Consider the following 25168-nt stretch of genomic DNA (forward strand, 5'->3'; position numbering starts at 1 on the left):
AAATTTCGTCTTCTAAACTCCTTGATAATATTGAGTTTGCTTTTTTATATTTTTAAACTTAAGCGGGTAGGTAATAAGGTGCAATATATACACTATTGGTGAAATTAACCATATCGCAAGGAATAAATAAACATTAAATACTTTAAGAAGCTGTTTTCGGTTTTTTTGATTTTTATAAATGATATTTGACCATTTATTGAAAATTTTATTGGCCGTTTTGTCAACAGTTACTAAATACGAACTTATTTTTACAGCTCCAGCTTCGACTAATTTTGGCTGTAAAGCGACTAAATTATTCTTGTTAAAGGAATCCAGTATGATTTCTCCAAACTTACTCGATTCTTGTATATCTTTTTCTGAAACTCCCGGAAGCGGAAAAATACCTAAGTATTTTTTCTTCACACCAGAAAACATCCATTCTACAATTGTTATAACGCTGATTAAATTTCCAACGCGGTCTACCAAAGCTACGTTTCCAACCAAATCTGCGTTTGCTTCTTTCAAAAGCACTTTAATTTTTTTTCCTGCGCCATAATCCACATGTTTCTAGAACCGCTTATGGTTACAACAGGCGTATTATTCAAAATTTTCTTCGCATCGTCACTTTTCAAAAATGAATTAATCGGAATGGAAGGAGACAAATACCAAACTTGATAATGAAAAAGAACTAAGTCAAACTTTGTATTTAAAATTTCTGCTGGAACAGGTTTTAATGCAGTCGGAATCTGTAAAAAAGATTCTGGAAAAGCATTAAAAAAAGAATCTTTATTCCATGGAAAAGGGAATGGTTTTTCTAATTGTATTTCGTGAAAAGTGAGATTTATTTCCTCTGAGTTTAGAAATGGTTTTGCAATGTTTCTTGCAATAGATTCCAGTTGTCCCGACTGAGAATAATAAATTATTAAAACATTTTTCATTTAGGTTTTTGGCTTTGGTGGTTAGCAAAAATAGGCAAATTTATTTAAACGAATTTCCTTGTTTAACGAATTAGGTTTCGCGACGAAATTGCAAGATTTTTTTTGCCACAGATTAAATGATTAATGCAGACTATTTTTTCGAAAAAACCTTTTAACCTTTGAGCCTTTGCATCTATGAACCCTTAAAGGCATTCCAAAAATCGAAATAATTAAACCATTGAAGCGGGTATTTTTTAAGAATGCTTTCTACACTTTTAACGTATTCTTTTAAAAGTGCTTTTTCGTCTCTGTGTTTTACTTCGGCTTCTCTTGCGTATAAATGATAATGAAGATTGGGTTCTTTCATTACATATACAAAAACGACAGGAACTTTTAATCTTGAAGCGATTAAAAATGGTCCGGCAGGAAAGTTTGCTTCTTTCCCCAATATATTTTCTGATAGAGATTTAGTGCCTTCAAAATAACGATCGCCAGTAAAACAAACCAATTCGTTATTGGCCAGCGCCGCATTGATCTCAAAAATATGAGACAAATCTTCTTTGATAATAATAAATTTTACGGTTGGTTTTTGAGTAACGCTTTCTAAATAATTTTTTATTGCAGAATGCTCTAAATCTGTAGTAACTAAATTAATCTGGAAATTAAGATCGATATCGCCCAGAAAATGTTCGGCGATTTCAAAATTTCCCACGTGCGCGCTTATTAAAACACCGCCTTTTTTCTCGGCTAGTAATTTTTTAAGCGTTTCGATTCCGTCAAATTCATAAGTGAATTTATTTCGAAGACCAGCAGAAATAGAAATTTTATCAATAATGGTCTGCCCAAAAGTGTAATAACTTTTGAAAACCATTTTTTAGATTTGAAATAGGAGTATTGAAGCCTTTCTTTAAAATAATAGAAAATGGATCTGTTGCTTTTTCTTAGAAATAAGAAATAATACGAAGCGACAAAATAAAGTAAAACATAAGCAGATTTAACACCCGCTTTTTGAATCAAAAAAACGAATATCCTATAACCTAAAACAGTTCCTTTGGACTTACCATCCCATTGACTCATTTAAGCTGATTTGGCTTTTATTTTGGTTTCAATAAGGTCGTAGAAACTTTGAAAATCAGAAATTCCAACAAAATCTGCTTCAACCAGTTTTACACCAAAGTTTGCTTCAATTGAAACAACCAAGTCTACATAATCCAGACTATCTAACCCAAGTGTATCTTTTAAATTAGCATTTGGTTCAATATCGTCATTGTCTACTTCAAATTCATCAACTAAAAAACCATTTATTCTTGCTATAATCTCTTCTTTATTCATCGTTCAATTTAAACTTTTTAACCACCAACGCAGAGTTGGTTCCTCCGAAACCGAAAGAATTGGACAAAAATATGTCAAATTTTTTGTTTAACGTAGTTTTAACTAAATTTAATTTTGATGCATCTTCATCTGGATTTTCCAAATTGATGTTTGGAGCGATAAAATCGTACTGCATCATTAGGATAGAATAGATTATTTCGCTGGCTCCCGCCATCCAGCATTCGTGGCCTGTCATTGATTTTGTTGAACTTATATACGGATTTCTTTCACCAAAAACTTCGAAGATAGCTTTTGCTTCGTTTGCATCACCAACTGGAGTTGAGGTTGCGTGGGCATTTATATATTCAACATCCGAAGCTTTTATTTTTGCATCATCGAGTGCGCGTTTCATAGCTGTTGCTGGTCCATCGACATTTGGAGTAGAAATATGTCCTCCGTTTGAAGAAAACCCATAACCGCCAATTTCTGCAATAATTGTGGCGCCGCGTGCAATTGCAGATTCGTAACTTTCTAGAATTAAAGTAGCACCGCCACCGCTTGGAATTAATCCGTCGCGATCTTTGTCAAAAGGTCTTGAAGCTTTTTGAGGATCGCTTTCTCGGTTAGAAAAAACACCTAATCCGTCAAAACTGCTCATGGCATATTTATTAATTTCTTGAGCACCGCCAGTAATTACAATGTCTTGAAAACCGCTTTTTATTAAAAAATAAGCCAGTCCAATAGAATGGGAACCACTTGCACAAGCGGCACTTATGGTAAGATTAATACCACGAAGTTTAAAAATCGTAGATAAATTCATCGTTACCGTAGAATTCATCGATTTAAAAATTGCACCAGAACCAATCAGGGCTGTATCTTTTTTCTCACGAACAATATCTGTAGCATCGATAATGGCTTTTGAGACACTATCATTTCCGTACATAATACCCACTTCGCGATCATCAAAAAAAGCATCATCAATATTGGCATTTTTTAGTGCTTCGATGGTAGCCATGTACGCATATTCGGTTTCTTCACCAATACTCATACGTTGTCTTCTGGTCAATAAAGATTTTAAATCGGTTTTAGGCACCATACCCGTTAGGGCTGACTGAAAACCAAATTCTTTTCTTTCAGAATCAAACTGAATACCAGATTTTCCGTTATATAAAGACTCCTTTACTTCATCTAAAGAAGTACCTATACAGGAATAAATTCCCATTCCGGTAATTACAACTCTCTTATTCATGGTCTTTTTATAAGTAATTTTTTAATCCTTAAGTATATTTTTTAAACAAAGTCACCAAAGTTTTTTTTAATCTATTCTTTAATTTTTTTAATCTCGCAAAGACGCTAAGTCGCAAAGGGTTTTCTTTATTTAAGTTTTTTTAATAAAACTTTGCGACTTAGCGCCTTTGCGAGCAATTTTCGGTGTTAAAGGAAAAAACTTAAAATAACTTGGTAAACAATGGGAGAAATATAATATTTCTAAGAATATATTCCTCCGTTGATGTTGATAATTTCTCCGGTAATATAACTTGATTTTTTAGAAATCAAAAAGCTTACCAAATCTGCAACTTCTTCGGCTTCGCCAAAACGATTTACTGGAATAAGTTTTAATAATTCTTTTTCGTCCAATTCACTCGTCATATCTGTTCTGATAAAACCTGGTGCAACGGCATTTACAGTAATATTTCGTTTTGCAACTTCTTGTGCCAAAGCTTTTGTAGCCGCAACAATTGCGCCTTTTGCGACCGAATAATTGGTTTGTCCTGCAGTTCCTTTTACTCCAGAAACCGAAACCATATTTACAATTCGGCCATATTTATTGCGTAACATTTTTTGAATGAAAAATTGCGTAACATTAAAAAAACCATTCACGCTTGTATTCAAAACACCATTCCAGTCTTCTGGAGTCATCCACATAAAAAGACCGTCTTTTGTAATTCCAGCATTGTTTACAATTGCTTCAACCAATTTTTCAGGATTTGCTTCCTGCCATTGCGTAAGAACAGTTTGCACTTGTTCAAAATTAGAAACATCGAAACCTAAAATTTCTCCTGTTGCACCTAATTTTTGTATTTCTTGTAATGTCTCTTCAGCAACTGTTTTATTCGAATGATAATTAATCAGAATATGATAATCGGATTCTACGGCTAATTTTTTACAAATCGCACTTCCAATTCCTCTAGAACCGCCTGTTACTAATACACACTTCATTTATGTAGGTTTTATTTTGATTCGCCATATATGAAATCGCTTTTCTAAAGAGCAATTTTATTTATGCAAATTTTATAATTTATTGGAGATAATTATTATTTCTTTTTTTCGTCGCTGGCTTTGTCTGCAGATTTTGCCGCTGGCTTAGTTTCTTGTTTTGATTTTTCAGCAGGAGCCGCAACTGGCTGTGGTTTTTCTGCACTTTTAGAAAACAGCTCAGCATTTTCAAACCATTGGTTCGCTAATACTGTTCCGTCAGGTTTTAGAAATCCCCATTTTCCTTCGTTTTTTACACGGGCAACACCATCGATAAATCCTTTATCTTGTTGCGTAAACATTGCAATAATTGCATTTGTTGTAATGCCATATTGTGTTGGAATTACCAGTTTTCCAGATTCGTTGATGAATCCCCAATTACTTTCTTTTACCGGAGCCAAACCATTTGTACTGAAAACTTCTGCATCGCTGTAAGTTGGTTCAATAACAAATTTTCCTTCTGGATTAATGAATCCCCATTTTTTTCCAACTAGAACTGGCGCTAGATTTTTGGAGAAAGCTTTTCCTTTATCATAAATAGGAAGAATAGCCCAATTTCCTTTTAAATCGATGTATCCAATTTTTCCGTTCTTTTTAGCAAAAGTTAAATCTTGCGTTTCAAAATCCCAGATCTTTTCAGCTCCATCAACAGGAATAAATTTCCCGCCGCTTACCAATCCGAAAGTTTTGTCTTTTCTCGCCCAAGTTGTGTTTTTAAAATAATTACCAATTTCAGCATAGACTGGTTCTACCAATTCTTTTCCGTCAGCATTTATAATTCCCCAACTTTTGTTGAGTTCCACTCTTGCAAAACCATTTTCAAAAGGTTTGATTTGATCGTATTTTGGTTCTAAAACAACCGCCATTTTATTATTGATCAAACCCACTTTATTGTTTTGTCTGATAAAAGCAACTCCGTCATTAAAATCAAATACTTTGTCTGAAGCGGGCGCTTTCTGGATTTCACCTTTTGTATTAATATAAACCCAATCCTTATCTTTTTGTACAACTGCTATTCCATTGTTAAAATCTTTAGCATCTTTAAAATCGGCTGGAATTATCCAAGTTCCTTTTGTATCGATAAAACCCCATTTGCCTCCATTTTCTACAGCGACCAATCCCTCAGAAAAACTTCTGGCAGATTTGTATTGAGGCTCGATTTTAAAAGATCCGTCTTTAGAAAGATATCCAATTTTAGAATTCTTTTTAACTAATGCCAATTCTTGACTATTAACAAATTGAATGCGACACAGCAATAAAAAATAAGTGATTTTTTCATGATTTAAAATTCAATATTAATAATGTGAAATACAGATTTAACTGTTTATCAAATAATCTTTTACTTTTTGAACAAAAGGATACATTACCTGATCCTCTTTAAATTCTGGAATTATACTGCGAACATCGTCATACCATTTTCTAGTAACAGACGAAATTTTATCTTTTTGTCCTAAATAGTCAATTGCCTGAACTATTGTGATTAATTCGATAGCTAAAACTTCAAAAGAATTCTCAATAACTTTTGATGTAATTACGGTCGCATTTGTTCCCATACTTACAATGTCTTGATTGTCATTGTTGTTTGGAATACTGTGAACGTACATTGGATTGGATAACATTTGGCTTTCGGCAGTTGTAGAAGTGGCAACGAACTGAACGCCCTGCATTCCGAAATTAAATCCTAATGTTCCTAAGTTTACAAATGGAGGAAGAATTTCGTTGATTTTCGAATTCAATAAATAATTCAATTGACGTTCTGCCAGCATCGTTAATTTGGTAATAACGATTTTTAGTTTATCCATTTCAAGGGAAATATAATCTCCGTGGAAATTTCCTCCGTGGTAAACGTGTTTGTTTTTTACGTCTATAATTGGGTTGTCGTTTGCCGAGTTAAATTCGTCTTCCAGAATAGAAGCAACATTATTAATTGTTTCTAAAACAGGTCCCAAAATTTGAGGCACACATCTTAATGAATAATATTCCTGAACTTTTTCTTTGAAGATTTCTTCGGTGTTTTCACCAGAATATAAATGGTCTTCTCTTTTGCGGATCAAAGTACTGTCAGAAAGATTTTGTCTCATTCTTTGCGCTACTTCTTGTTGTCCTTTGTGACGTTTGGTTTGATTTAATTCTTCTGAAAAATGATCATCATACGCCTGTACTAATTCGTTAATTGCACAAGAAGCTTTTAGTGACCAGTCTAATAATTTTGTAGCATAATGCACATTCACAACTCCAATTCCTGTCATTACAGAAGTTCCGTTGATTAATGCCAGACCTTCTCTAATTTCTACCTGAATTGGTTTTAAACCTTCGATTTCGAAAACTTCCGGGGTCGGACGTCTTTCGCCTTTATAAAAAACTTCGCCTTCGCCAATTAAAACTAGAGCTAAATGTGATAATTGTACCAAGTCACCGCTGGCGCCAACACCACCGTGCTCAAAAATTAAAGGCGTAATATCTCTATTGATTAATTCTGCCATTAAATGAATTACAGAAGGATGAACTCCTGAGTTTCCTAAAGAAAGCGTATTTAATCTTGCTAAAATAGTCGCTTTTGCACACTCTGGATTTAAAGGTTTTCCTGTTCCAGAAGAGTGGCTTCTAATTAAATTATATTGCAGTTGAATTTGATCAGACTCTTTAATTCTATATTGAGCCATTGGACCAAAGCCTGTATTTACGCCGTATATAACTTTATTTCCTGAGAACTCTTTCAAGAAATTAAAACTTTCATTAACTCGGTTTAGAACTACATCGCTAATTTTAACTTTTTGATTTCCAAAGATTATGGATTCGAATTCTGTTAAACTTAAATATTCATTAATTGTATTCATTAAATCGTTTTTGGTTGTGCTAATTTAATTTTATTTATCAAAATAAATGTAGTTATTTTGATGTAGGCAAATGTAGGCTAATTAATGATAATAATTCTAATATGACAAAGGAGTTTGTTGATGTTTTAGTGATTGGTGCAGGGCCATCTGGTTGTGTTTCGGCATCCTATCTTTATAAAAACAATGTTAAGGTTAAAGTTGTAGAAAAAACAAAGTTTCCGAGACTGGTGGTAGGTGAAAGCCTTATTCCTCGGGTTATGGATCATTTTGCTGAAGCAGAATTGTTTGAAGCACTTGATGCAATGAACTTTGAAAAAAAATTAGGCGCTCGTTTTATTAGAGGCGAAGAAATGTGTGTTTTTGATTTTAGTAAAAAATTTGGCGAGGGCTGGGATTGGACTTGGCAGGTTCCCCGAGCAGATTTTGATAATACAATGGCACAGGAAATTGTGCGAAAAGGAATTGACTTAGAATTTGAAACTGAGGTTTTGGAAGTTTCTTTTGAAGGGAAAAATTCAAAAACAATCGTAAAAGATGCGACAGGAAATCTAAAAGAAATTCACGCTAAATTTATTATCGATTCGAGTGGATACGGTCGTGTCTCGCCAAGACTTTTAGATTTGGATACGCCGTCACAATTAGATCCGCATTCTTCGATATTTACACACGTAAAAGATATTAACAGACCAGAAGGCGAAGAAGGAACTCAAATTTCATTTGATATTCTGGAAACGGAAGTCTGGCTTTGGGTAATTCCGTTTTCAAATGGAAATACGAGTTTGGGAGTTGTGGGTCCGACAGATTTTATCAATTCACTTTCTGAAAATAAAGATAATGCTGAGGCTTTGAAAAATGCTATTCAAAAGTCTGATTATTATATTAAACGATTTAAAGGAACGGAGTTTTTATTCGAACCAGTTAAATTAGAAAATTATTCAAGAGCCGTAAAAAGAATGTACGGAGATGGTTTTGCCCTTACGGGAAACAGCTCTGAATTTCTAGATCCAGTATTTTCTTCTGGAGTTGCCTTTGCAACCGAATCTGGAATGCTGGCGACCAAATTATACTTAAAAGAAGCACAGGGAATTCCTGTTGACTGGGAAGTTGAATTTACGCAATACATGAAAAGCGGTATAGCTGTTTTTACCACTTACGTGAAAGAATGGTACACTGGAAATCTACAGACTTTGTTTTTCCATCAGCCTGAAAATCCAGATGTAAAAGAAAAAATTTGTTCTGTTCTGGCAGGTTATGTTTGGAATGAAGAGAATCCGTTTGTCAAAAAGCACGATCATGTTATAGCCAATATGGCGTATTTATTGAATATGCAAAAAGAACAAAGCCCTAATAATTAGGGCTTTTTTTATAGAAAGATAGTTCATTTTCTAGATTCATTCCGTAGGAATGTCTCGTCGGTAGAAATTAAATTTGAATTATGGTTGAACGTTCCGTAGGAACGTTTGATTAATTGATTTAGGTATATTATTTCCGTAAATCAGATGTCCCTACAGAACATTAATGCAAAACGACAATATTTTTTTCTACCTATGAGATATTCCTACGGAATATTCAATATTATTATTTAAATGCTTTTTTTAATAGAAGCTTAGATAACGATTTTGCTGTTTTTGCAAATCCTTCGCCTATTCTGGTTTCATTGTTAAAGTTGCTTCCCCACTGATCTCCAGGAGCATCAACACTAGTGATTTCCAGTAATACATTTGATTTATTTGCCGTTTCAACAAACTTTAAATTTGTAGTAACTTTTGCGGGCTGTTTCATAATTCCTGCATCCCATCCTGGATAAATCCAAACGGTTTGTACAATCAAAGTATACGGTGTATTTAAGCCTTCCTGAAAATTCACTTCTTTATGGGCTTTTGTCATTACAATGTTTCCAATTTCTAAAAATTTAGGAGTCCAAATTTGTTCTTTGGCAACAATCCATCTCTTCTCCCAAAGATTTCCGTTTCCTTTTGCTTTTTTATCTAAATCAGCTTTATGCTCTTCAACATATTGTGATTCAGGTTTGTTTTCTTTCATCATAGTAAAATTACTATAATCAAATTCAGTGTTAATTTCTTTTTGATCTTTTAGAAAATCGAAGTTTCCATGAACAATATTCATGTCCTGTGCAGACAAAGCTCCTGAAATAAAGAAGCATGCAATAATTAGTTTTTTCATTTTTTTGGTTAATTGAGATTATTTTTTGCGACTAAAAGTAATTAAAAGGATTAAATAAATAATTTATTTCATTTTAAAATATAACTATGCTCCAAACAAAAAGAGGATTCCATATTGGAATCCTCTTTTTGTCTTTTAAGAATAGAATTTTACAATTCAAATATCTTATCCATTAAAATCCATTTTTGTCCAGGTTTTGCCCACGGTAAAGCTTGTTGGAATTTCCACATTAAAGTTTCCCATTCCTGTACTTTTTCGTTGGCAGCGTCGGCTTTGTCTTTTTTCTCAAAAGAGAAATTTTCATCTCCTTCGATAATCATGAATAATCTATTTCCTGTGCAATAAATATCTAATACCAAAATTCCAGCATCTTGAATACTTTTTTTAATTTCTGGCCAGATATTTTCGTGCAGTTGTTTGTATTCTGCAATTAAATTGGCATCATCTTTTAAGTCTAATGCCAGACAAAATTTTTGAGTCGCCATAATTTTATTTTTGTTGGTAAGCTACGGCAGTTTGCTTACTTGTGCCTAAACCTTCGATTCCTAATTCGATTACGTCTCCTGCTTTAATGTAAATTGGATCTGGTTTGATTCCTAATCCAACTCCCGGAGGAGTTCCTGTACTGATAACATCGCCAGGAAGCAATGTCATAAACTGACTTAAATAATGAACTAAAAATGGAATTTTAAAAATCAAGTTTGAAGTGTTACTGTTCTGGAATGTTTTTCCATTTACAGTAAGCCACATTTTTAAGTTATTTACATCGCCAACTTCGTCTGGAGTTGCCATAATTGGTCCAAGAGGAGCAAAGGTATCAGAACCTTTTCCTTTTGCCCATTGTCCGCCGCGTTCGATTTGAAATGCTCTTTCGCTGTAATCATTCAAAAGGCAGTATCCTGCAATATAATTTGGTGCATCTTCTTCAGAAACATAGCTTGCTTTTTTACCTACAACAAAAGCCAATTCTACTTCCCAGTCTGTTTTTTCACTGTTTTTTGGGATAATCAAATTGTCATTTGGTCCGCATAAAGAAGTGGTTGATTTGAAGAAAATAATTGGTTCTTCTGGAATTGCGGCGCCAGTTTCTTCGCAGTGATCTACATAATTTAATCCGATGCAGATAATTTTTGAAGGGCGTGCAACAGGCGAACCCAAACGAACTGAATCACTTACTTCTGGTAAAGAAGTGTTATTTTTTAAAGCTTCTTCTAATTTTGCTAAACCGTCATTTTCAAAAAAAGCTTCGTTGTAATCTGTTACGATAGACGAAACATCATATCTTTTATCATTTAATAAAACACCTGGTTTTTCCTTTCCTTCTTCTCCGAATCTTATAAGTTTCATAGTTTAATTTTTAGTTTCTTTGCCACGAATTACACGAATTTTCTCGAATTAAAAATTTGCGGAAATTCGTGTAATTCGTGGCTATATTTTGTTTAAATATTTTAGTTGTTTAATTTGATAAAACCACCGTCAATTGGGTAGTCTGAACCTGTGATGAAAGAAGATTCGTCGCCGCATAAAAACAAAGCAAGCGTTGCAATTTCTTCAGGTTTTCCCATACGGCCGATTGGTCGCGACTGCGATAATTTTTCGAAGATTTCTTCTTCTTTTCCAGGATAATTTTTAGCAATAAATCCGTCTACAAAAGGCGTATGAACTCTCGCAGGAGAAATAGAATTACATCTGATTTTATCATTTAAATAATCTTTTGCTACAGATAAAGTCATTGCCATAACCGCACCTTTTGCAGTAGAATAAGCAAAACGGTCCGGAATACCAACCCAGCATGCAATAGAAGCTAAATTCAAAATTACACCTCCGCCAGAACTTCTAAGCGCTGGAATCGAAGCGTGAAGACAGTTGTAAACCCCTTTCACATTTACATTCATGATACGGTCAAAATCAGATTCAGATGTTGTATCAACTTTTCCAACGTGTGCAATTCCAGCATTGTTTACTAGAATGTGAATATTTCCAATTTTTTCAAAAGTCGAATTAACTTGTTCGTGGTTTGAAACGTCACAAGCATGAGCAAAAACATTGTCGCCGTTTGATTTTATTTCTTCAATTGTTTCTTTTGCGCTTTCTTCAGTCAGTTCTAAAATATGAACTTCAGCTCCTTGTTTAGCAAATAAAACCGAAATCGCTCTTCCAATTCCGCTTCCACCGCCAGTGATAATTGCTTTTTTATTTTGTAATGAAAACATTTGATATAAATTTTTATGAGTTGTTTTTAATAGTCTTTTACAAAGATACGCCGCGTTTCCACGGAATAAAATCATCTTGGTTTAATTGTACTGCTTTTGGAATAATTTCGTCGCTTGCACGCTTTGATACAATATTCTAAAATTTCTTCGCCCATTTCTTCAATAGATTTTTCACCGCTAATGATTGGTCCGCAGTCAATATCGATAATATCTTTCATTCTTGTTGCCAGAACAGAATTTGTTGCTACTTTAATTACTGGACAAACTGGGTTTCCGGTCGGTGTTCCTAATCCAGTTGTAAATAAAATTAAAGTTGCACCAGAAGCCGCTTTTCCAGTTGTAGCTTCGACATCGTTTCCGGGAGTACAAACCAAACTTAACCCTGGTTTTGTAACCAATTCGGTATAATCTAAAACATCAATTACAGGAGAAGTACCGCCTTTTTTAGTCTGCTCCAGCACTTTTTATCGCGTCTGTAATTAAACCGTCTTTTATATTTCCTGGTGACGGATTCATATGAAAACCTGAACCTACTTTATGCGCAAGTTCATCGTAAGATTCCATTAAATTAATGAATTTTTTAGCTTTCTCTTCTGTAACGCATCTGTCGATTAAATTCTGCTCAGCACCGCATAATTCTGGAAATTCTGCCAAAAGAATTTTTCCGCCTAAAGCTACTACTAAGTCTGAAGTATAACCAACAGCAGGATTTGCAGAAACACCGCTGAAACCGTCGCTTCCACCACATTTTACACCAATACATAAATCGCTTAAAGGCGCATCAGTTCTTTCGTATTTGTTGATTTCAATTAAACCTTCAAAAGTTTTTTTGATGGCATTTGTAATCAGAACTTCTTCGCTTTCTGTTTGTCGCTGTTCAAAAATAAACAACGGTTTGTCGAACTCTGGGTTTTGTCTTTTTACATCATTTACAAAATCCTGAACTTGTAAATGCTGGCATCCTAAACTCAAAAGTGTGATACCTCCAACGTTTGGATGATTGGCGTAAGAAGCCAATAAAGCACTCAAAGTCGAAGCATCCTGACGTGTTCCGCCGCAACCGCCTTGGTGATTTAAGAATTTAATTCCGTCCACATTTTCAAAAACACGTTTGTTTTTTGGAGTCGGATTTAATTCAATATTAATATCGTTAATGTCATTTCCGTTCAAATAACCCTCTAGTAATTCGTGCGTAAATTGATTGTATTTGTCTGTTACAGCATAGCCCAATTGCTTGTGCAACGCCTCTTTGATAACGTCAAGATTTCTGTTTTCACAAAAAACCGTCGGAACAAAAAGCCAGTAATTTGCCGTTCCAACGCGTCCGTCTTTTCTTTTGTAACCTTTAAAAGTTCTGTTTTCAAATTTAGAAACATCAGGCGCGTTCCATTCGTACGAAGCATTTCTGTACGCATATGGATCTGCGGCATGTTTTAAGTTTTCGGTAGTCATCAAACTTCCTTTTGTCAAGTCGTTCTGTACTTTTCCAACCAAAACGCCATACATATTTACTTCTTCTCCCTGCTTCATGTCCTGCATGTAGAATTTATGTTTTGCTTTGATGAGGTCTTGTAAAACATAAGTTTCGTTTTCAAAAAGAATAGTTTCTCCTTTTTGTAAGTCGGTTAAAGCAACCAGGACATTATCGTCCGGATGCAGTTTTACGACTAATTTTTTAGTTGTATTGTCTAGCATTGTTTTGTTTTTTTTTTTTTTGTGTTGTCGTCTGCTGTTGTTAGTAAATAAGTTAAGCACTTTATTTTCACTAAAAATTGGGCAGTAAACGAAAAATAAAATTAGTTTTTTTAGCCCTTTGTTAGTAGTCTGATATTATCCGTGTATAATCTTTAATTACCTTTGTAAAATGAAATTGGAACAAACTAAAATAGCCTCTTATCTCAATACAAAAGTTTCGGTGCTCAATCGCATTGAACCTTTTTTTCAGGCGCCGTTTCATTCGCATCCAGAATTAGAATTGGTCTATGTTAAAGAGAGTTTTGGAAAGAGAATTATCGGAAATTCGGTAATGCCTTTTGAGCCCGGTGATATGGTTTTTTTAGGTTCCGATATTCCGCATGTCTGGCTGAACGACGAAAAATATTATCAGGGAATTGAAGATTTAAAAGCCAATTCGATTGTCGTATATTTTCATAAAGATATTTTCGGACCTACTTTTTATGAATTAAAAGAAACTCAAAAAATAAACGAACTCTTTTTTCAGGCAGGAAAAGGAATTTCCATTATCGGAAAAACAAATAAGCAGATTGCGAAGAAACTGGAGAAGTTAGTTTCTAAAAAAGATTTTGAGGTCATTGTCGGACTTTTTGAGATTTTGTCTATTCTTTCTGAAAGTCAGGATAAGATTTACATTAACGACGAAATTTATTCTTTGATGCAGAAAGATTCGAAAGAAGATCGTCTTTCGGAGGTTTTTCAATATGTAAATAAAAATTACAAAAAGAATATTTCATTGGAAGAAATTGTCGCTGTCGCGAATATGACTCGGACGTCTTTCTGTAGAATGTTCAAAGTAAAAACGAAGAAAAATTTTGTCGATTATCTTCATGAAATCCGAATTTCAAACGCCTGTAAATTATTGTTGGAAACGGATAAAAGCATGTCTGAGATTGCATACGAATGCGGGTATAAGACGGCATCAAATTTTAATAAACTCTTCAAGAAATTTAAAGGAATAACGCCTTCAGATTTTAAGAATAATGCGAAGGTGAATTAATATTTAAAAGTTGCCACGAATTACACTAATTTCCACTAATTAATTTTGTAAATAAAATTCGAGTTAATTCGTGTAATTCGTGGCAAAAAAAATTAAATAGATCGATCTAAATGCGTATAACCACCATCAACATAAATAATCTGTCCGGTGGTATGGCTTGATTTTTCCGAAAGAAGAAAAACAACCATATTAGCAATTTCTTCGGCAGTCGTCATTCTATTTTCTAAAGGAATATTTTTTGTAATGGCGACCAATTTTTCTTCTCTGTTTTCAAAAGTATTGATCCAGGTTTCGTAAAGCGGTGTGTAACATTCAGCCACAATTACGGCGTTTACACGAATGCTGTATTTTAATAATTCAACCGCCCATTCTCTGGTTAGCGCATTTCTTCCTCCGTTTGAAGCGGCATAAGCTGAGGTGTCGCCTTGACCTGTTTCGGCCGTTTTAGAACCAATGTTTACAATTGCTCCTTTTGATTCTTTCAAATATGGAAGAGCGTGCTGTGCCATTAAATAATAGTGCACTAAATTTTTGTGAAGAGAAGTCGCAAAATCTTCATAATTTCCGTTCTCTAATCCAACGCCGTCATTAACGCCGGCATTGTTTACAAGTCCGTCAATTCTGCCAAATTTTGCGATTACTGCTTCAACAGCTTTCTTACAGTCTTCAGGTTTTGTTAGATCGGCGACAACTTGATAGGCTTCCTTTCCAATGGCTTTTAATTCTTCTAAGGCTTTGATGTTATCATTTTCGTTACGTCCAACGATAAACGGAATGGCATTTTCTTCGGCTAGGACTTTAACGATTCCTAAACCAATTCCTTTTGCGCCTCCAGTAACGATAATGATTTTTTGGGTTAATGATAACTGCATGATTTTTATTATAATTTATTGTGATTTTTTTCCACGAATTCCACCAATTTTCTCGAATTTTTTATTGATAAAATTAATTCGTGGAAATTAGTGTAATTCGTGGCTTTTATTTCTATGTTTTAGAACTTTTTTTAAAAATTTACAGCTGTTGTTCATGACAAACAACAGCTGTAAAAATAGAGAGAATAGAACTGATAATTTATTACCAGAACTTAACATAAAGCGCAACAATAATCAATAACGTAATTACGATTAAGACTGTTGTCTGCGGTTTAACTTTAAACATTTCAGAATCAATTTCAAATGCTTTAGGATTTACTTTAGGTCCTGCAAAACTAATTCCGATCATTGCTAACATTGTAAAGAAGAATGATAATCCCATACAAATATGAAATGGAATTTCGAAAGCTCCTTTTCCGTTAGGGTAAGCCGTGTATAAAAGTGTTTCGTTTCCGAATAAAGCAGGAGCATATTCGTTGAATAACACAGATAATAAGAATCCTAAAAGTACACCCACGATCAGCTGCAGTTCCAGTAGTTCTTTTCCAGAACATACCTAAGAAGAACATAGCAAAAACTCCAGGGCTGATGAATCCAGTGTATTTTTGGATATATGTAAATCCTCCAACACCACCGATTCCTAAAACATCATTCCATGTAAATAATACTGCTAAAAGCATTGCGGCAAAAACGGCAATTCTACCAATGTTTACCTGCTGTTTTTCGCCAGCTTCTTTTTGAATGTATTTTTTATGAATATCTAATGTGTAAATAGTAGAAATACTGTTTACTTTTCCAGCTAAAGAAGCTACAATCGCGACTGTTAAAGCGGCAACAGAAAGTCCTTTTAATCCAGTTGGAAGGAATGTTAAAATAGCAGAATAAGCTCCATCTTTTCCTCCAACTAATTGAGGTAATTGTCCGTTTGTATATAAAACGTAAGCGACAATACCTGGTAACATTACGATAAGCGGCATTAATAATTTTAACATACCAGCAAATAAGATTCCTGTACGAGCGGTTTGTAAATCTGCTCCAAGTGCTCTTTGCGTAATGTATTGGTTACAACCCCAGTAGTTTAAATTGATAATCCAGATACCAGCAAGGTAAGACATCAAACCAGGGAAAGTTAAATATTTATCGATTTCCAATTGAGATGAAGTCGCAGTTGGTTTTGGAATAATCATTTTGAAATGCTCCGGCGCTTCTTTCATTAAAACTTTGAAACCTGCGATTGCATTTTCGCCTACGCCAAAAGCTTGTCCAACAGTTGTCAATGCAATATAAGAAGTTACCAAACCTCCAATAATCAATACAGCAACCTGAATAACGTCTGTGTAAGCCACAACTTTCATTCCTCCAAGAGAAATAAACAAAGCAAATACAGCCAATCCTACCATGATTACATGAAGATATTCTCCTCCAGCAAGACCATTAATAGCGACTGCTCCTAAATATAAAATAGAAGTTAAGTTTACAAAAACATACAAAAACAACCAGAAAACCGCCATAATCAAAGCAGTCGATTCGTTGTAACGTGTTTTTAAGAATTGCGGCATTGTGTAAATCTTGTTTTTAAGATATACCGGAATAAACCATACAGCCACAATAATAAGTGCAACAGCGAGCAAGCCATTCGTAAGCGACAACAGCGATTCCTAAAAAGAAACCTTCACCACTCATTCCGATGAATTGTTCTGCAGAAATATTAGAAGCAATTAAAGAAGCTCCAATTGCCCACCAAGTTAAATTTCCTTCAGCCAAAAAGTAAGCTTTAGCATCTTGTTCGTCTTGTTTACGTTTGCGATAAACGGTGTAACCGTAGACAGAGACTACGATAAAATAGATAATAAAAACCGCATAATCTGCGAAAGCGAGGTTTTGGTTCATTGTTAGTAGTATTTTAAATAATTATTATACAGGGTTAAATTTTATTTAGTTTTAAATTAGTTTTTGTGTTGTGTAATCTTGTTAAAATTGCAAGATGTGTTTTATTTCCGTAGTTTTTTTATGAAAATAAAAGCCAAAGTCAAATGTAGAATAAAAATTTATAAATGAACCATCAGCAAATGTGTTTTTTACATTTATAATGGGGTTTTTGTGTTAAATTTTCTCATTTTGCACTTAACTCTATCTAGAATTATTACACTTTTACTAAACTCTTATAATGCACATCTGAAAGCTGTCTCAAAATTTCGGCACTTTTTTCAGGTGTTATATCACAGTCGCGATTCGCCCAGCATTTCATATCCTACCATAAATTTCTTTACAGTTGCCGATCTTAACAAAGGCGGATAAAAATGCATATGAAAATGCCATTCCGGATGATCAAAACCGTCTGTTGGCGATTGATGGATTCCTGAAGAATAAGGGAAAGAAGTATTAAATAAATTGTCGTACTTCGTCGTTAACTGCTTTAAAATTTTAGCAAATGCCGTGCTTTCTTCAGCGGTAAAATCTGTGATTTTGTTTACGGCTCTTTTGCTTACAATCATAGTTTCGTAAGGCCAGATTGCCCAAAACGGAACCAATGCTACAAAGTCATCGTTCTCAATGACAATTCGCTCTCCAACTTTCAATTCGGCTTGAACATAATCTTCCAACAATGTTCTTTTATTTTTATCGTAATAGGATTTTAAGCTGTGATGCGTTTTTTCAACCTGAGTTGGTAACGAAGACTGCGCCCAGATTTGCCCATGCGGATGCGGGTTCTCTGTGACCCATTACACTTCCTTTGTTTTCAAAAATCTGAACGTGGTTAATATATTTTATGTTTCCTAAATCGGTATATTCTTTCTGCCAGGTTTTGATGATATTTTCAATATCCGCAATTTCCATTTCTGGTAAAGTAAGATCGTGTCTTGGCGAAAAGCAAACCACTCTCGAAATTCCCTGTTCTGGTTTTGCTTTAAAGAAAGTATGTTTAATATCATCTTCAAAAATAATTTCATCCTGTTTCATTGCGACAAAATCATTTTCAAAAACAAAACTGCTTTCGTATGCTGGATTATTTACTCCATTAGCACGAACATTTCCTGGACACAAATAACAAGTTGGATCGTACTTTGGAAGTTCTTCTGTTGAAATAGTTTCGTTTTGTCCCTGCCAAGGGCGTTTTGAACGATGAGGTGAAACCAAGACCCATTCGTTAATTAGCGGGTTGAAGCGTCTGTGCGGATCTTCGTTAATGTCAAAATTTTTCATTGCAGTGTGTTGTGGTATTAAACGAGTTGTGTTCCGTTTGAGATTTTTACATCATAGAATTTTAATTCAATTCCAAATTTATCTAAATAAAGATTTGAAAACTTACGTTTTACCTCATTTTCCTGACCTTTTTTAACTAAATTAATTGTACAACCTCCAAAACCGCCTCCCATAAGCCTTGAACCGATAATAGAATTGTCTTCTTTTGCAGTATCTACAAGGAAATCTAATTCTTCGCAGACTTACTTCATATTCTTTTGATAGGCCATAATGTGTTTCAAAAAGCAATTCTCCTAAAAGTTCAATATTTCCTTTATCTAAAGCTTCGCAGGCTTTTATGACGCGGTTAATTTCTTTTACTACAAAATGAACTCTGCTGAAAACTTTTTCAGTCATTTTATCTTTAAGACTCAAAACCTGTTCTTCTGAAGCGTCTCTAAAACTTTTTACTTCTGGAAAATGACTTTTAATAATAGACAATCCTTCTTCACATTCAATTCTTCTCGTATTATATTCTGATGTAAAAAGTGAGTGCTTTACATTAGAATCCAATAAAATCAAGGAATAATCTTTGAAATCGGCATTGTGATATTCAAAATCTAAAGTGTTGCAGTCTAATTTGATTACCTTATTTTCAACACCATGAACGCTTGAAAACTGGTCCATTATCTGCAGTTAATACCCACCCAGTGTTCTGCTTTTTGGCCTAATAAAGAAATATCAACTTTCTCAATTGTTAAATCAAAAAGCACTTTGATACCGAAAATCATACCGCATTCTAAAGTCGCAGAAGAAGATAATCCTGAACCAACGGGAATATTACTGCTGAAAACACAATTGAAACCGTCGAAAGAAAATCCGTTATCCTGCAATTGTTTGATTACGCCTCTAATATAATTTGTCCAAACAACATCGCTCAAAGTTACGTCCTGCGTCAAATCGATTTCAAATTCTTCATTTAAATCAATCGCAATTATTTTAGAAGTTTTAGTATTGTTTTTTTCAAAAGCAAAACAGATAACTTTGTCAATTGCGGCAGGCAGAACATAACCGTCATTGTAGTCAATATGTTCTCCAATAATATTAATTCTTCCTGGAGAAAGTACCGTTTTTTGAGGAGAAGACCCGAAAGATTTCTCAAAAAAAGCGACGGTGTTTTGTATTAAAATATCATTCATTATATGGTTAGTTGTATTGTGGTTTTTTAAGATTTATTATTGTGAGTGATTTTTTTTAAATTTTACTCTTTCACTTAAATTTAAATCTGCGTTAATCTTCTTTAATCTGTATAAATCTGCGTGAAAAAATCTTGGTAAAAGTATTTCACGCAGATTTATACAGATTTCAGCAGATTCAATTAGATTTTACTTGTTGGATGAAACTATTTTATTTTATCTCTTCCAACGGTTATTATATTAATCTAAACTTTCAAATTTATAAAGTGTTTTCTGCGTGTATTCTTCGCCTTTTTTCAAAACTGAATTTGGAAAATGAGAATGATTTGGAGCATCTGGAAAATTTTGGGTTTCAAAACAAATACCGCTTTGTGCATTGTATGCGATGTTTTCTTTTCCTTTTAGTTTTCCAAAACAACTGCCTCCTACATATATATGTACACTTGGCTGATCCGTATACACATCCATTCTAAGTTTATTTTTTAGGCTGATTAACTGCGCTACGATTTCAGTTTTTGAATTCACTACAAAAGAATTGTCAATTGGAAACGGACAGTTTTTAGTGTTTCTGAAATCAAAATCATGATTCGTTAAATCGGTATAATTTCCAGTTGGAATATTGTCTGAATTGGTTTCAAGCATTTTATCCGATTTGATAAACATTTGCTTGCTCTAAAACATTTCCATCATGTCCGTCAAGGTTAAAATAACTGTGATGTGTCAAATTGATCACCGTATCTTCTGTTGATGAAGCTTTGTATTCTAATTTTAATTCGTTTTCTTCCGTTAAGATATAAGTCAAATAAACGGTCATTTCGCCAGGGAAATTTTCATCTAAATCTTCACTTAAAAGACCAAAAGTAATCGAAGGATTTTCTCCAGTCTGCGGCATTGGTTACGCTCCAGACTTTTCGTCCAAATCCCATATCTCCGCCGTGAAGTGTGTTGCCATTATTATTTCCGTCAAGCTGAAATTTTTTATCATCTATACTAAAAGTCCCATTATGAATACGTCCAGCATAACGCCCAACTGTAGTTCCAAAATAAGGAGCGCTTGGTAAATTATAAGATTCTAAATAAGATTCTAAATTATCGAAACCTAAAACAACATCTGTCAATTTTCCATTTACAGGAATTTGGATGGAAGTTACTGTCGCACCATAATTGATGATCTGGACTTTCATTCCGTTTTTATTTGACAATTCAAAAGAATAAATTTCTTCTTTATTGGGCATTAAACCGAATAATTTACAATTATGAACCTCCTTTAAATGCGATATGTGTTTTATTTCCATATTATTTTTACCAAAAATGAAATCCAAAAATAGAAACATTCTTTATCTTTGCATACCAGTACCTACCAGTTTTTAATATTAATAGTCAAAATGACTTTATTGTGAACATTATTTCAATTCAAAATAATATTGGCCTTCCAAAATATAAGCAGATTATTCTTTCAATAGAAAAAGCTATTGAAGAGGGTAATTTGAAAAAAGGCGACCGTCTTCCATCAGTAAATAAAGTGTGTTTGGGCTTTTCATTATCTCGCGATACGGTGCTTTTAGCGTATGACGAATTAAAGAAAAGAGGAATTATTTATGCTATTCTTGGAAAAGGATATTACGTCAAAAGTGTTGAAATCACTATTACTCAGAAGGTTTTCCTGCTTTTTGACGAGCTTAATATTTTTAAAGAAGATATTTATAATTCGTTCCTCAAAAATATTGGTAAGAATGTTCAGGTTGATATTTTTTTTCATCATTTTAATGTTCAGGTTTTCAAAAAACTGATAAACGACAGTAACGGAAATTATACAAAATATATAATCATGCCGACGAACTTAAACGATATCGTCAATTCTATAAAAACCCTACCAGTAAACGACGTGATTATTTTGGATCAGACCAATCCAGAGTTAAAAATGTTTCCTGCCATTTATCAAAATCACCAAAAAGATATTTTTGAAGGGTTACTAAAAGGTAAAAAAAGATTGGAGAAATATAAAAAACTGATTTTAATTTTCCCTGGTTTTAGAGAACCGCCGGGAATGAAATTGGGTTTTGAGTCTTTTTGCCAGCAATATAATTATGATTATGAAATTATTTCTGATTTCAGCAATCAATCCATCGCATTGGGAGACTTATATGTGATTCCTCATGACCGCGATTTGCTTTTAGTTATAGAAAATGCAATGGGAAGAAACCTAAAATTAGGAGAAGATTTTGGAATTATTTCTTATAATGAAACAGCACTAAAGAAGATTGCGGCAAACGGAATTACAACCATTTCAACCAATTTTGAATTGATGGGAAAAATTTTGGCCGATATGGTTTTAAAAGGAACAAAAGAGCAGATTGAAAACAAATCTGCTCTTATATTGCGGCATTCTTTGTAAGATGTTTTGCTATGTGCATTTAAGCAAGTGAAACGCCTTTTTGAAGTTCTAAAACGATGCTTTTATGTGTTTGAAATAATTTTCACTCAATTCTTTAAATTACAAATTAAGCACAAAATCATTAAGTAATTTTTCTTCGTATTTCTCTTTATTAAAGGTATATAAATAAGAACCTTTTCGAGAAGACTGCATATCTTTTTCGTCCAATTTATTTAAGATTTCCAAAGAATTGATTTTACTAATGAAGTTTCTTTTGTCCAATTCTTTGCTCAAAATTGCTTCATATAACTCTAAAAGCTGACGCATGGTGAACTTTTTCTGGAAGTAATTCAAAACCAATTGGTTTAACAGAAGTTTTGTAGCGAAGTCTCTTAATGGCGTTTTGAACCATTTCGTTGTGGTCAAAAATTAAGTTTGGCGCATCATTAATAGGAAACCATTCTGCGTGATAATTTTTAATCAATTCAGCATTATGGTTTTCGATATTAATCAAAGCAAAATAAGAAACTGAGATTGTTCTTTCGACAGGATCACGATCGATTTCGCTGTAAGCATATAACTGCTCCATATAAATATCGTTAAGACCCGTATAAGTATTTAGTATTCGAATAAGTTGCTGACATCTAAAACTTCGTCACGCTTTAAAAATCCTCCAATCAAAGACCATTTTCCTTTTTCGGGTTCAAAATCTCTTTGAATTAAAAGTATTTTCAGACCCTCATTATCGAATCCGAAAATGATGCAGTCAACCGCCAGTAAAACTTTATCAGCAGAGCTATAACTATTTAGCATATATAATATTTTGGTTGTAAAGATATAAACTTCTTAAAACGTATCATAATTTATTAATGTTGATTTTACACTTATGTTAAAACAATAGTAAATTAAGAAGCTAAATTACTTGATGTTTATTGTTGAAAATAAAGATGTCTATTTATCTCAATCTTCACAATTTTAAATCAAAATAATGATCTAAAGGTAGAAACATTTTTAAAAGGGAATTAAAAGGAAGAATATTATTTGATAATCAGAATTTAAAAAATTGGAATGTTGTTATAAAATAAGCAATTTTTGAGTTTTTTTGTCGATTTTTCAGATTATTAACTTTTTGTTTGAGTTTCAAAATCTCGTGTTACGCCTTTATTTCTAACGATTTTCCGAACTAAATTATCAAATCTGTTTTTTACAACCAGTTGTTCTGCGATTTTTATTTTTTTATGCGAACTTTTTTTGTTTAAATTTACAAATGTTAAACAAACACTTATTAAACTGAATAACCAAGATTATTAGAAAATATATAACCACAATATTTTTCTAATTATCAAAAAACCACAATTTATGAAGAAACCATTTTTCGTATTGTTTGCGATATTTTTTATCCAAGCCATTTCTGCCCAAAAAGAATCTGTTGTTATTTCGATTAAAAACGATGCATCTGCACCAACTATCAATAGAGATATTTATGGTCATTTTGCTGAACACTTAGGCCACTGTATTTACGGTGGGTTTTTTGTTGGCGATACTTCAAAAATTCCAAACACAAATGGAGTTCGAAATGACATTATTAAAGCATTAAAAGATTTAAAAATTCCTAATTTAAGATGGCCAGGCGGTTGTTTTGCAGATACTTATCATTGGAAAGATGGAATTGGTCCAAAAGAACAGCGTCCGACAATTGTAAATCAATGGTGGGGAGGAGTAACAGAAGACAATAGTTTCGGGACACATGATTTTTTAAATATGTGTGAATTATTAGGAGCAGAACCTTATTTGTCTGGAAATGTGGGAAGCGGAACAGTTCAAGAATTAGCAGACTGGGTTCAATATACCAATTTTGCAGGAGAAAGTCCGATGAGTGATCTTCGTAAGAAAAACGGAAGAACACAGCCGTGGAAAGTAAAATATTGGGGAATTGGTAACGAAGCTTGGGGTTGCGGCGGTAATATGACAGCCGATTATTACGCCAATGAATACCGAAAATTTGCCACTTTTATGTCAGATTGGGGTAACACAGGCGGTATAACAAGAATTGCTTCTGGATCGAATAGTTCTGATTATAATTGGACAGAAGTATTGATGAAAAATATTCCGTTAAAAATGTTAGGCGGATTAGGTGTTCATCATTATGCCGTAATTAATTGGGATAAAAAAGGCGGAGATGTTGATTTTACAGAAAAAGAATATTTTCTGACTATGCAGTCTGCTTTAAAAATGGAAGAATTGGTGACTAAACATGCTTGCAATTATGGACAAATATGATCCAGAGAAAAAAGTGGCTATGATTGTTGATGAATGGGGAGGTTGGTACGAGGTTCAAAAAGGGACAAATCCAGGATTTTTATATCAGCAAAATACAATGCGAGATGCTGTTTTGGCTGGAGCAACTTTAAATATTTTTAATAATCATGCAGACCGTGTTCGTATGGCAAACTTGGCACAATGTGTTAATGTACTTCAAGCCGTGATCCTAACTGATAAAGCCAAAATGATTACAACTCCAACGTATCATGTAATGAAAATGTACAACGTACATCAAGACGCAAAATTATTGCCAATAGATTTTAAATCTCCTTTATATACTTATAACGGACAAACAATTCCGGCTGTATCTGCATCTGTTTCCAAAGATCAAAGCGGTGCTGTGCATATTTCACTTGTAAATGTTGATGCGGTAAATAAGAACAAAATCGAAATTGATGTTAAAGATCTTGGCGTGAAAAATTTTACTGGAACTATAATTACGGCTTCAAAACTGCAGGATTATAATTCTTTCGAAAACCCGAATAAAATTGTTCCTGTTGCTTTTAAAGGTTTTGAAAATAAAAAAGGAAAGCTGGAAATTACAATTCCTCCTTTTTCAGTTTTAGTTTTGGAAGGGAAATAAGAGGAAATTAATATAAATGCATTTTCAAAAAGTTATAGTTTTTATTTTAAAGTTGAAATAATCGTGACGCTATAAATGTATTGTTAACATTTATTTTTTGTTTGAAAGCTAAAATGCTGTTTCAATGCATTTTTAGCAAAAATTAATTATGCAATTTCAATTAAGTGTTTTTTATACACTTATAAAATAATTATATCTATATTTGTC

The 25168-nt window shown here is 33.5% G+C and carries 16 protein-coding genes and 8 pseudogenes; 4 read left to right on the forward strand and 20 right to left on the reverse strand.

What is annotated here, in order from left to right; genetic code table 11:
- Positions 1–12 precede the first annotated feature (12 nt).
- The 7 genes and pseudogenes from ACZZ95_RS05870 to flxA form a co-directional block, all read right to left on the reverse strand.
- Positions 13–917, reverse strand: a pseudogene (locus ACZZ95_RS05870) (NADPH-dependent FMN reductase family protein).
- A 172-nt stretch (positions 918–1089) separates the two neighbouring features.
- Positions 1090–1973 (reverse strand): annotated as a pseudogene (locus ACZZ95_RS05875) (LpxL/LpxP family acyltransferase).
- Positions 1974–2228, reverse strand: coding sequence for an acyl carrier protein (locus ACZZ95_RS05880; RefSeq protein ID WP_095952768.1), 255 nt, complete (start codon positions 2226–2228; stop codon positions 1974–1976).
- A complete protein-coding gene (locus ACZZ95_RS05885) occupies positions 2221–3456 on the reverse strand; it encodes a beta-ketoacyl-[acyl-carrier-protein] synthase family protein (protein ID WP_463468367.1) in 1236 nt (411 codons plus the stop codon). Before ACZZ95_RS05885 ends, ACZZ95_RS05880 begins: the two co-directional genes overlap by 8 nt.
- Before the next feature lie 239 nt (positions 3457–3695).
- Positions 3696–4427, reverse strand: a complete 732-nt coding sequence (gene flxB / locus ACZZ95_RS05890; RefSeq protein WP_463468368.1) for a flexirubin biosynthesis SDR family reductase FlxB — start codon at positions 4425–4427, stop codon at positions 3696–3698.
- 95 nt (positions 4428–4522) lie between these two features.
- Positions 4523–5683: a WG repeat-containing protein gene (locus ACZZ95_RS05895; protein ID WP_463468369.1), complete on the reverse strand. Its 1161-nt coding sequence runs from the start codon at positions 5681–5683 to the stop codon at positions 4523–4525.
- Between the two features lie 96 nt (positions 5684–5779).
- Positions 5780–7300, reverse strand: coding sequence for a flexirubin biosynthesis tyrosine ammonia-lyase FlxA (gene flxA, locus ACZZ95_RS05900; protein ID WP_463468370.1), 1521 nt, complete (start codon positions 7298–7300; stop codon positions 5780–5782).
- A 101-nt stretch (positions 7301–7401) separates the two neighbouring features.
- Between flxA and ACZZ95_RS05905 the strand changes: the two genes are divergently transcribed.
- Positions 7402–8655, forward strand: coding sequence for an NAD(P)/FAD-dependent oxidoreductase (locus tag ACZZ95_RS05905; RefSeq protein ID WP_463468371.1), 1254 nt, complete (start codon positions 7402–7404; stop codon positions 8653–8655).
- A 223-nt stretch (positions 8656–8878) separates the two neighbouring features.
- Here the strand turns inward: ACZZ95_RS05905 and ACZZ95_RS05910 are convergent, their stop codons facing one another.
- The 5 genes and pseudogenes from ACZZ95_RS05910 to ACZZ95_RS05930 form a co-directional block, all read right to left on the reverse strand.
- Positions 8879–9484 (reverse strand): hypothetical protein, encoded by a 606-nt coding sequence (locus ACZZ95_RS05910; protein ID WP_463468372.1) that lies wholly within the window; start codon positions 9482–9484, stop codon positions 8879–8881.
- 149 nt (positions 9485–9633) lie between these two features.
- Complete coding sequence (locus tag ACZZ95_RS05915; RefSeq protein ID WP_463468373.1) at positions 9634–9969, reverse strand: L-rhamnose mutarotase; 336 nt, start codon at positions 9967–9969, stop codon at positions 9634–9636.
- 4 nt (positions 9970–9973) lie between these two features.
- Positions 9974–10831, reverse strand: coding sequence for a fumarylacetoacetate hydrolase family protein (locus ACZZ95_RS05920; protein ID WP_463468374.1), 858 nt, complete (start codon positions 10829–10831; stop codon positions 9974–9976).
- 101 nt (positions 10832–10932) lie between these two features.
- Positions 10933–11697, reverse strand: coding sequence for an SDR family NAD(P)-dependent oxidoreductase (locus ACZZ95_RS05925; protein WP_463468375.1), 765 nt, complete (start codon positions 11695–11697; stop codon positions 10933–10935).
- 37 nt (positions 11698–11734) lie between these two features.
- Positions 11735–13392 (reverse strand): annotated as a pseudogene (locus tag ACZZ95_RS05930) (UxaA family hydrolase).
- Between the two features lie 169 nt (positions 13393–13561).
- Between ACZZ95_RS05930 and ACZZ95_RS05935 the strand changes: the two are divergent.
- Positions 13562–14431, forward strand: coding sequence for an AraC family transcriptional regulator (locus ACZZ95_RS05935; RefSeq protein WP_463468376.1), 870 nt, complete (start codon positions 13562–13564; stop codon positions 14429–14431).
- Positions 14432–14523: 92 nt separating this feature from the next.
- Here ACZZ95_RS05935 and ACZZ95_RS05940 read toward each other — a convergent pair whose 3' ends face one another.
- The 7 genes and pseudogenes from ACZZ95_RS05940 to ACZZ95_RS05970 all read right to left on the reverse strand — a co-directional run bounded on the left by ACZZ95_RS05940 (position 14524) and on the right by ACZZ95_RS05970 (position 20977).
- Entirely contained in the window at positions 14524–15303 is a 780-nt protein-coding gene (locus tag ACZZ95_RS05940; RefSeq protein WP_463468377.1) for an L-fucose dehydrogenase, read from the reverse strand.
- 202 nt (positions 15304–15505) lie between these two features.
- Positions 15506–17193, reverse strand: a pseudogene (locus tag ACZZ95_RS05945) (sodium/sugar symporter).
- Positions 17194–17446: 253 nt separating this feature from the next.
- A pseudogene (locus tag ACZZ95_RS05950) lies at positions 17447–18507 on the reverse strand (UDP-glucose--hexose-1-phosphate uridylyltransferase).
- 17 nt (positions 18508–18524) lie between these two features.
- Positions 18525–19685: pseudogene (gene galK / locus ACZZ95_RS05955) on the reverse strand (galactokinase).
- 237 nt (positions 19686–19922) lie between these two features.
- Positions 19923–20324, reverse strand: coding sequence for an aldose epimerase family protein (locus tag ACZZ95_RS05960; RefSeq protein ID WP_463468378.1), 402 nt, complete (start codon positions 20322–20324; stop codon positions 19923–19925).
- Position 20325: 1 nt separating this feature from the next.
- On the reverse strand, positions 20326–20574 hold the full coding sequence (locus ACZZ95_RS05965) for an aldose epimerase family protein (protein ID WP_463468379.1): 249 nt from the start codon (positions 20572–20574) through the stop codon (positions 20326–20328).
- Entirely contained in the window at positions 20525–20977 is a 453-nt protein-coding gene (locus tag ACZZ95_RS05970) for an aldose epimerase family protein (protein ID WP_463468380.1), read from the reverse strand. The genes ACZZ95_RS05965 and ACZZ95_RS05970 overlap by 50 nt, the downstream gene beginning before the upstream one ends.
- Positions 20978–21078: 101 nt before the next feature.
- Here ACZZ95_RS05970 and ACZZ95_RS05975 point away from each other — a divergent pair, with 101 nt between their 5' ends.
- Positions 21079–22077: a GntR family transcriptional regulator gene (locus ACZZ95_RS05975; protein WP_463468381.1), complete on the forward strand. Its 999-nt coding sequence runs from the start codon at positions 21079–21081 to the stop codon at positions 22075–22077.
- Positions 22078–22176: 99 nt separating this feature from the next.
- On the opposite strand, the pseudogene ACZZ95_RS05980 reads toward ACZZ95_RS05975, so the two are convergent.
- Positions 22177–22869: pseudogene (locus tag ACZZ95_RS05980) on the reverse strand (NUDIX hydrolase).
- 546 nt (positions 22870–23415) lie between these two features.
- On the opposite strand from ACZZ95_RS05980, the pseudogene ACZZ95_RS05985 reads away from it, so the two are divergent.
- Positions 23416–24961: pseudogene (locus ACZZ95_RS05985) on the forward strand (alpha-N-arabinofuranosidase).
- The last annotated feature ends 207 nt before the right edge of the window (positions 24962–25168 follow it).

It is taken from the genome of Flavobacterium sp. AC267, from assembly GCF_979258715.1.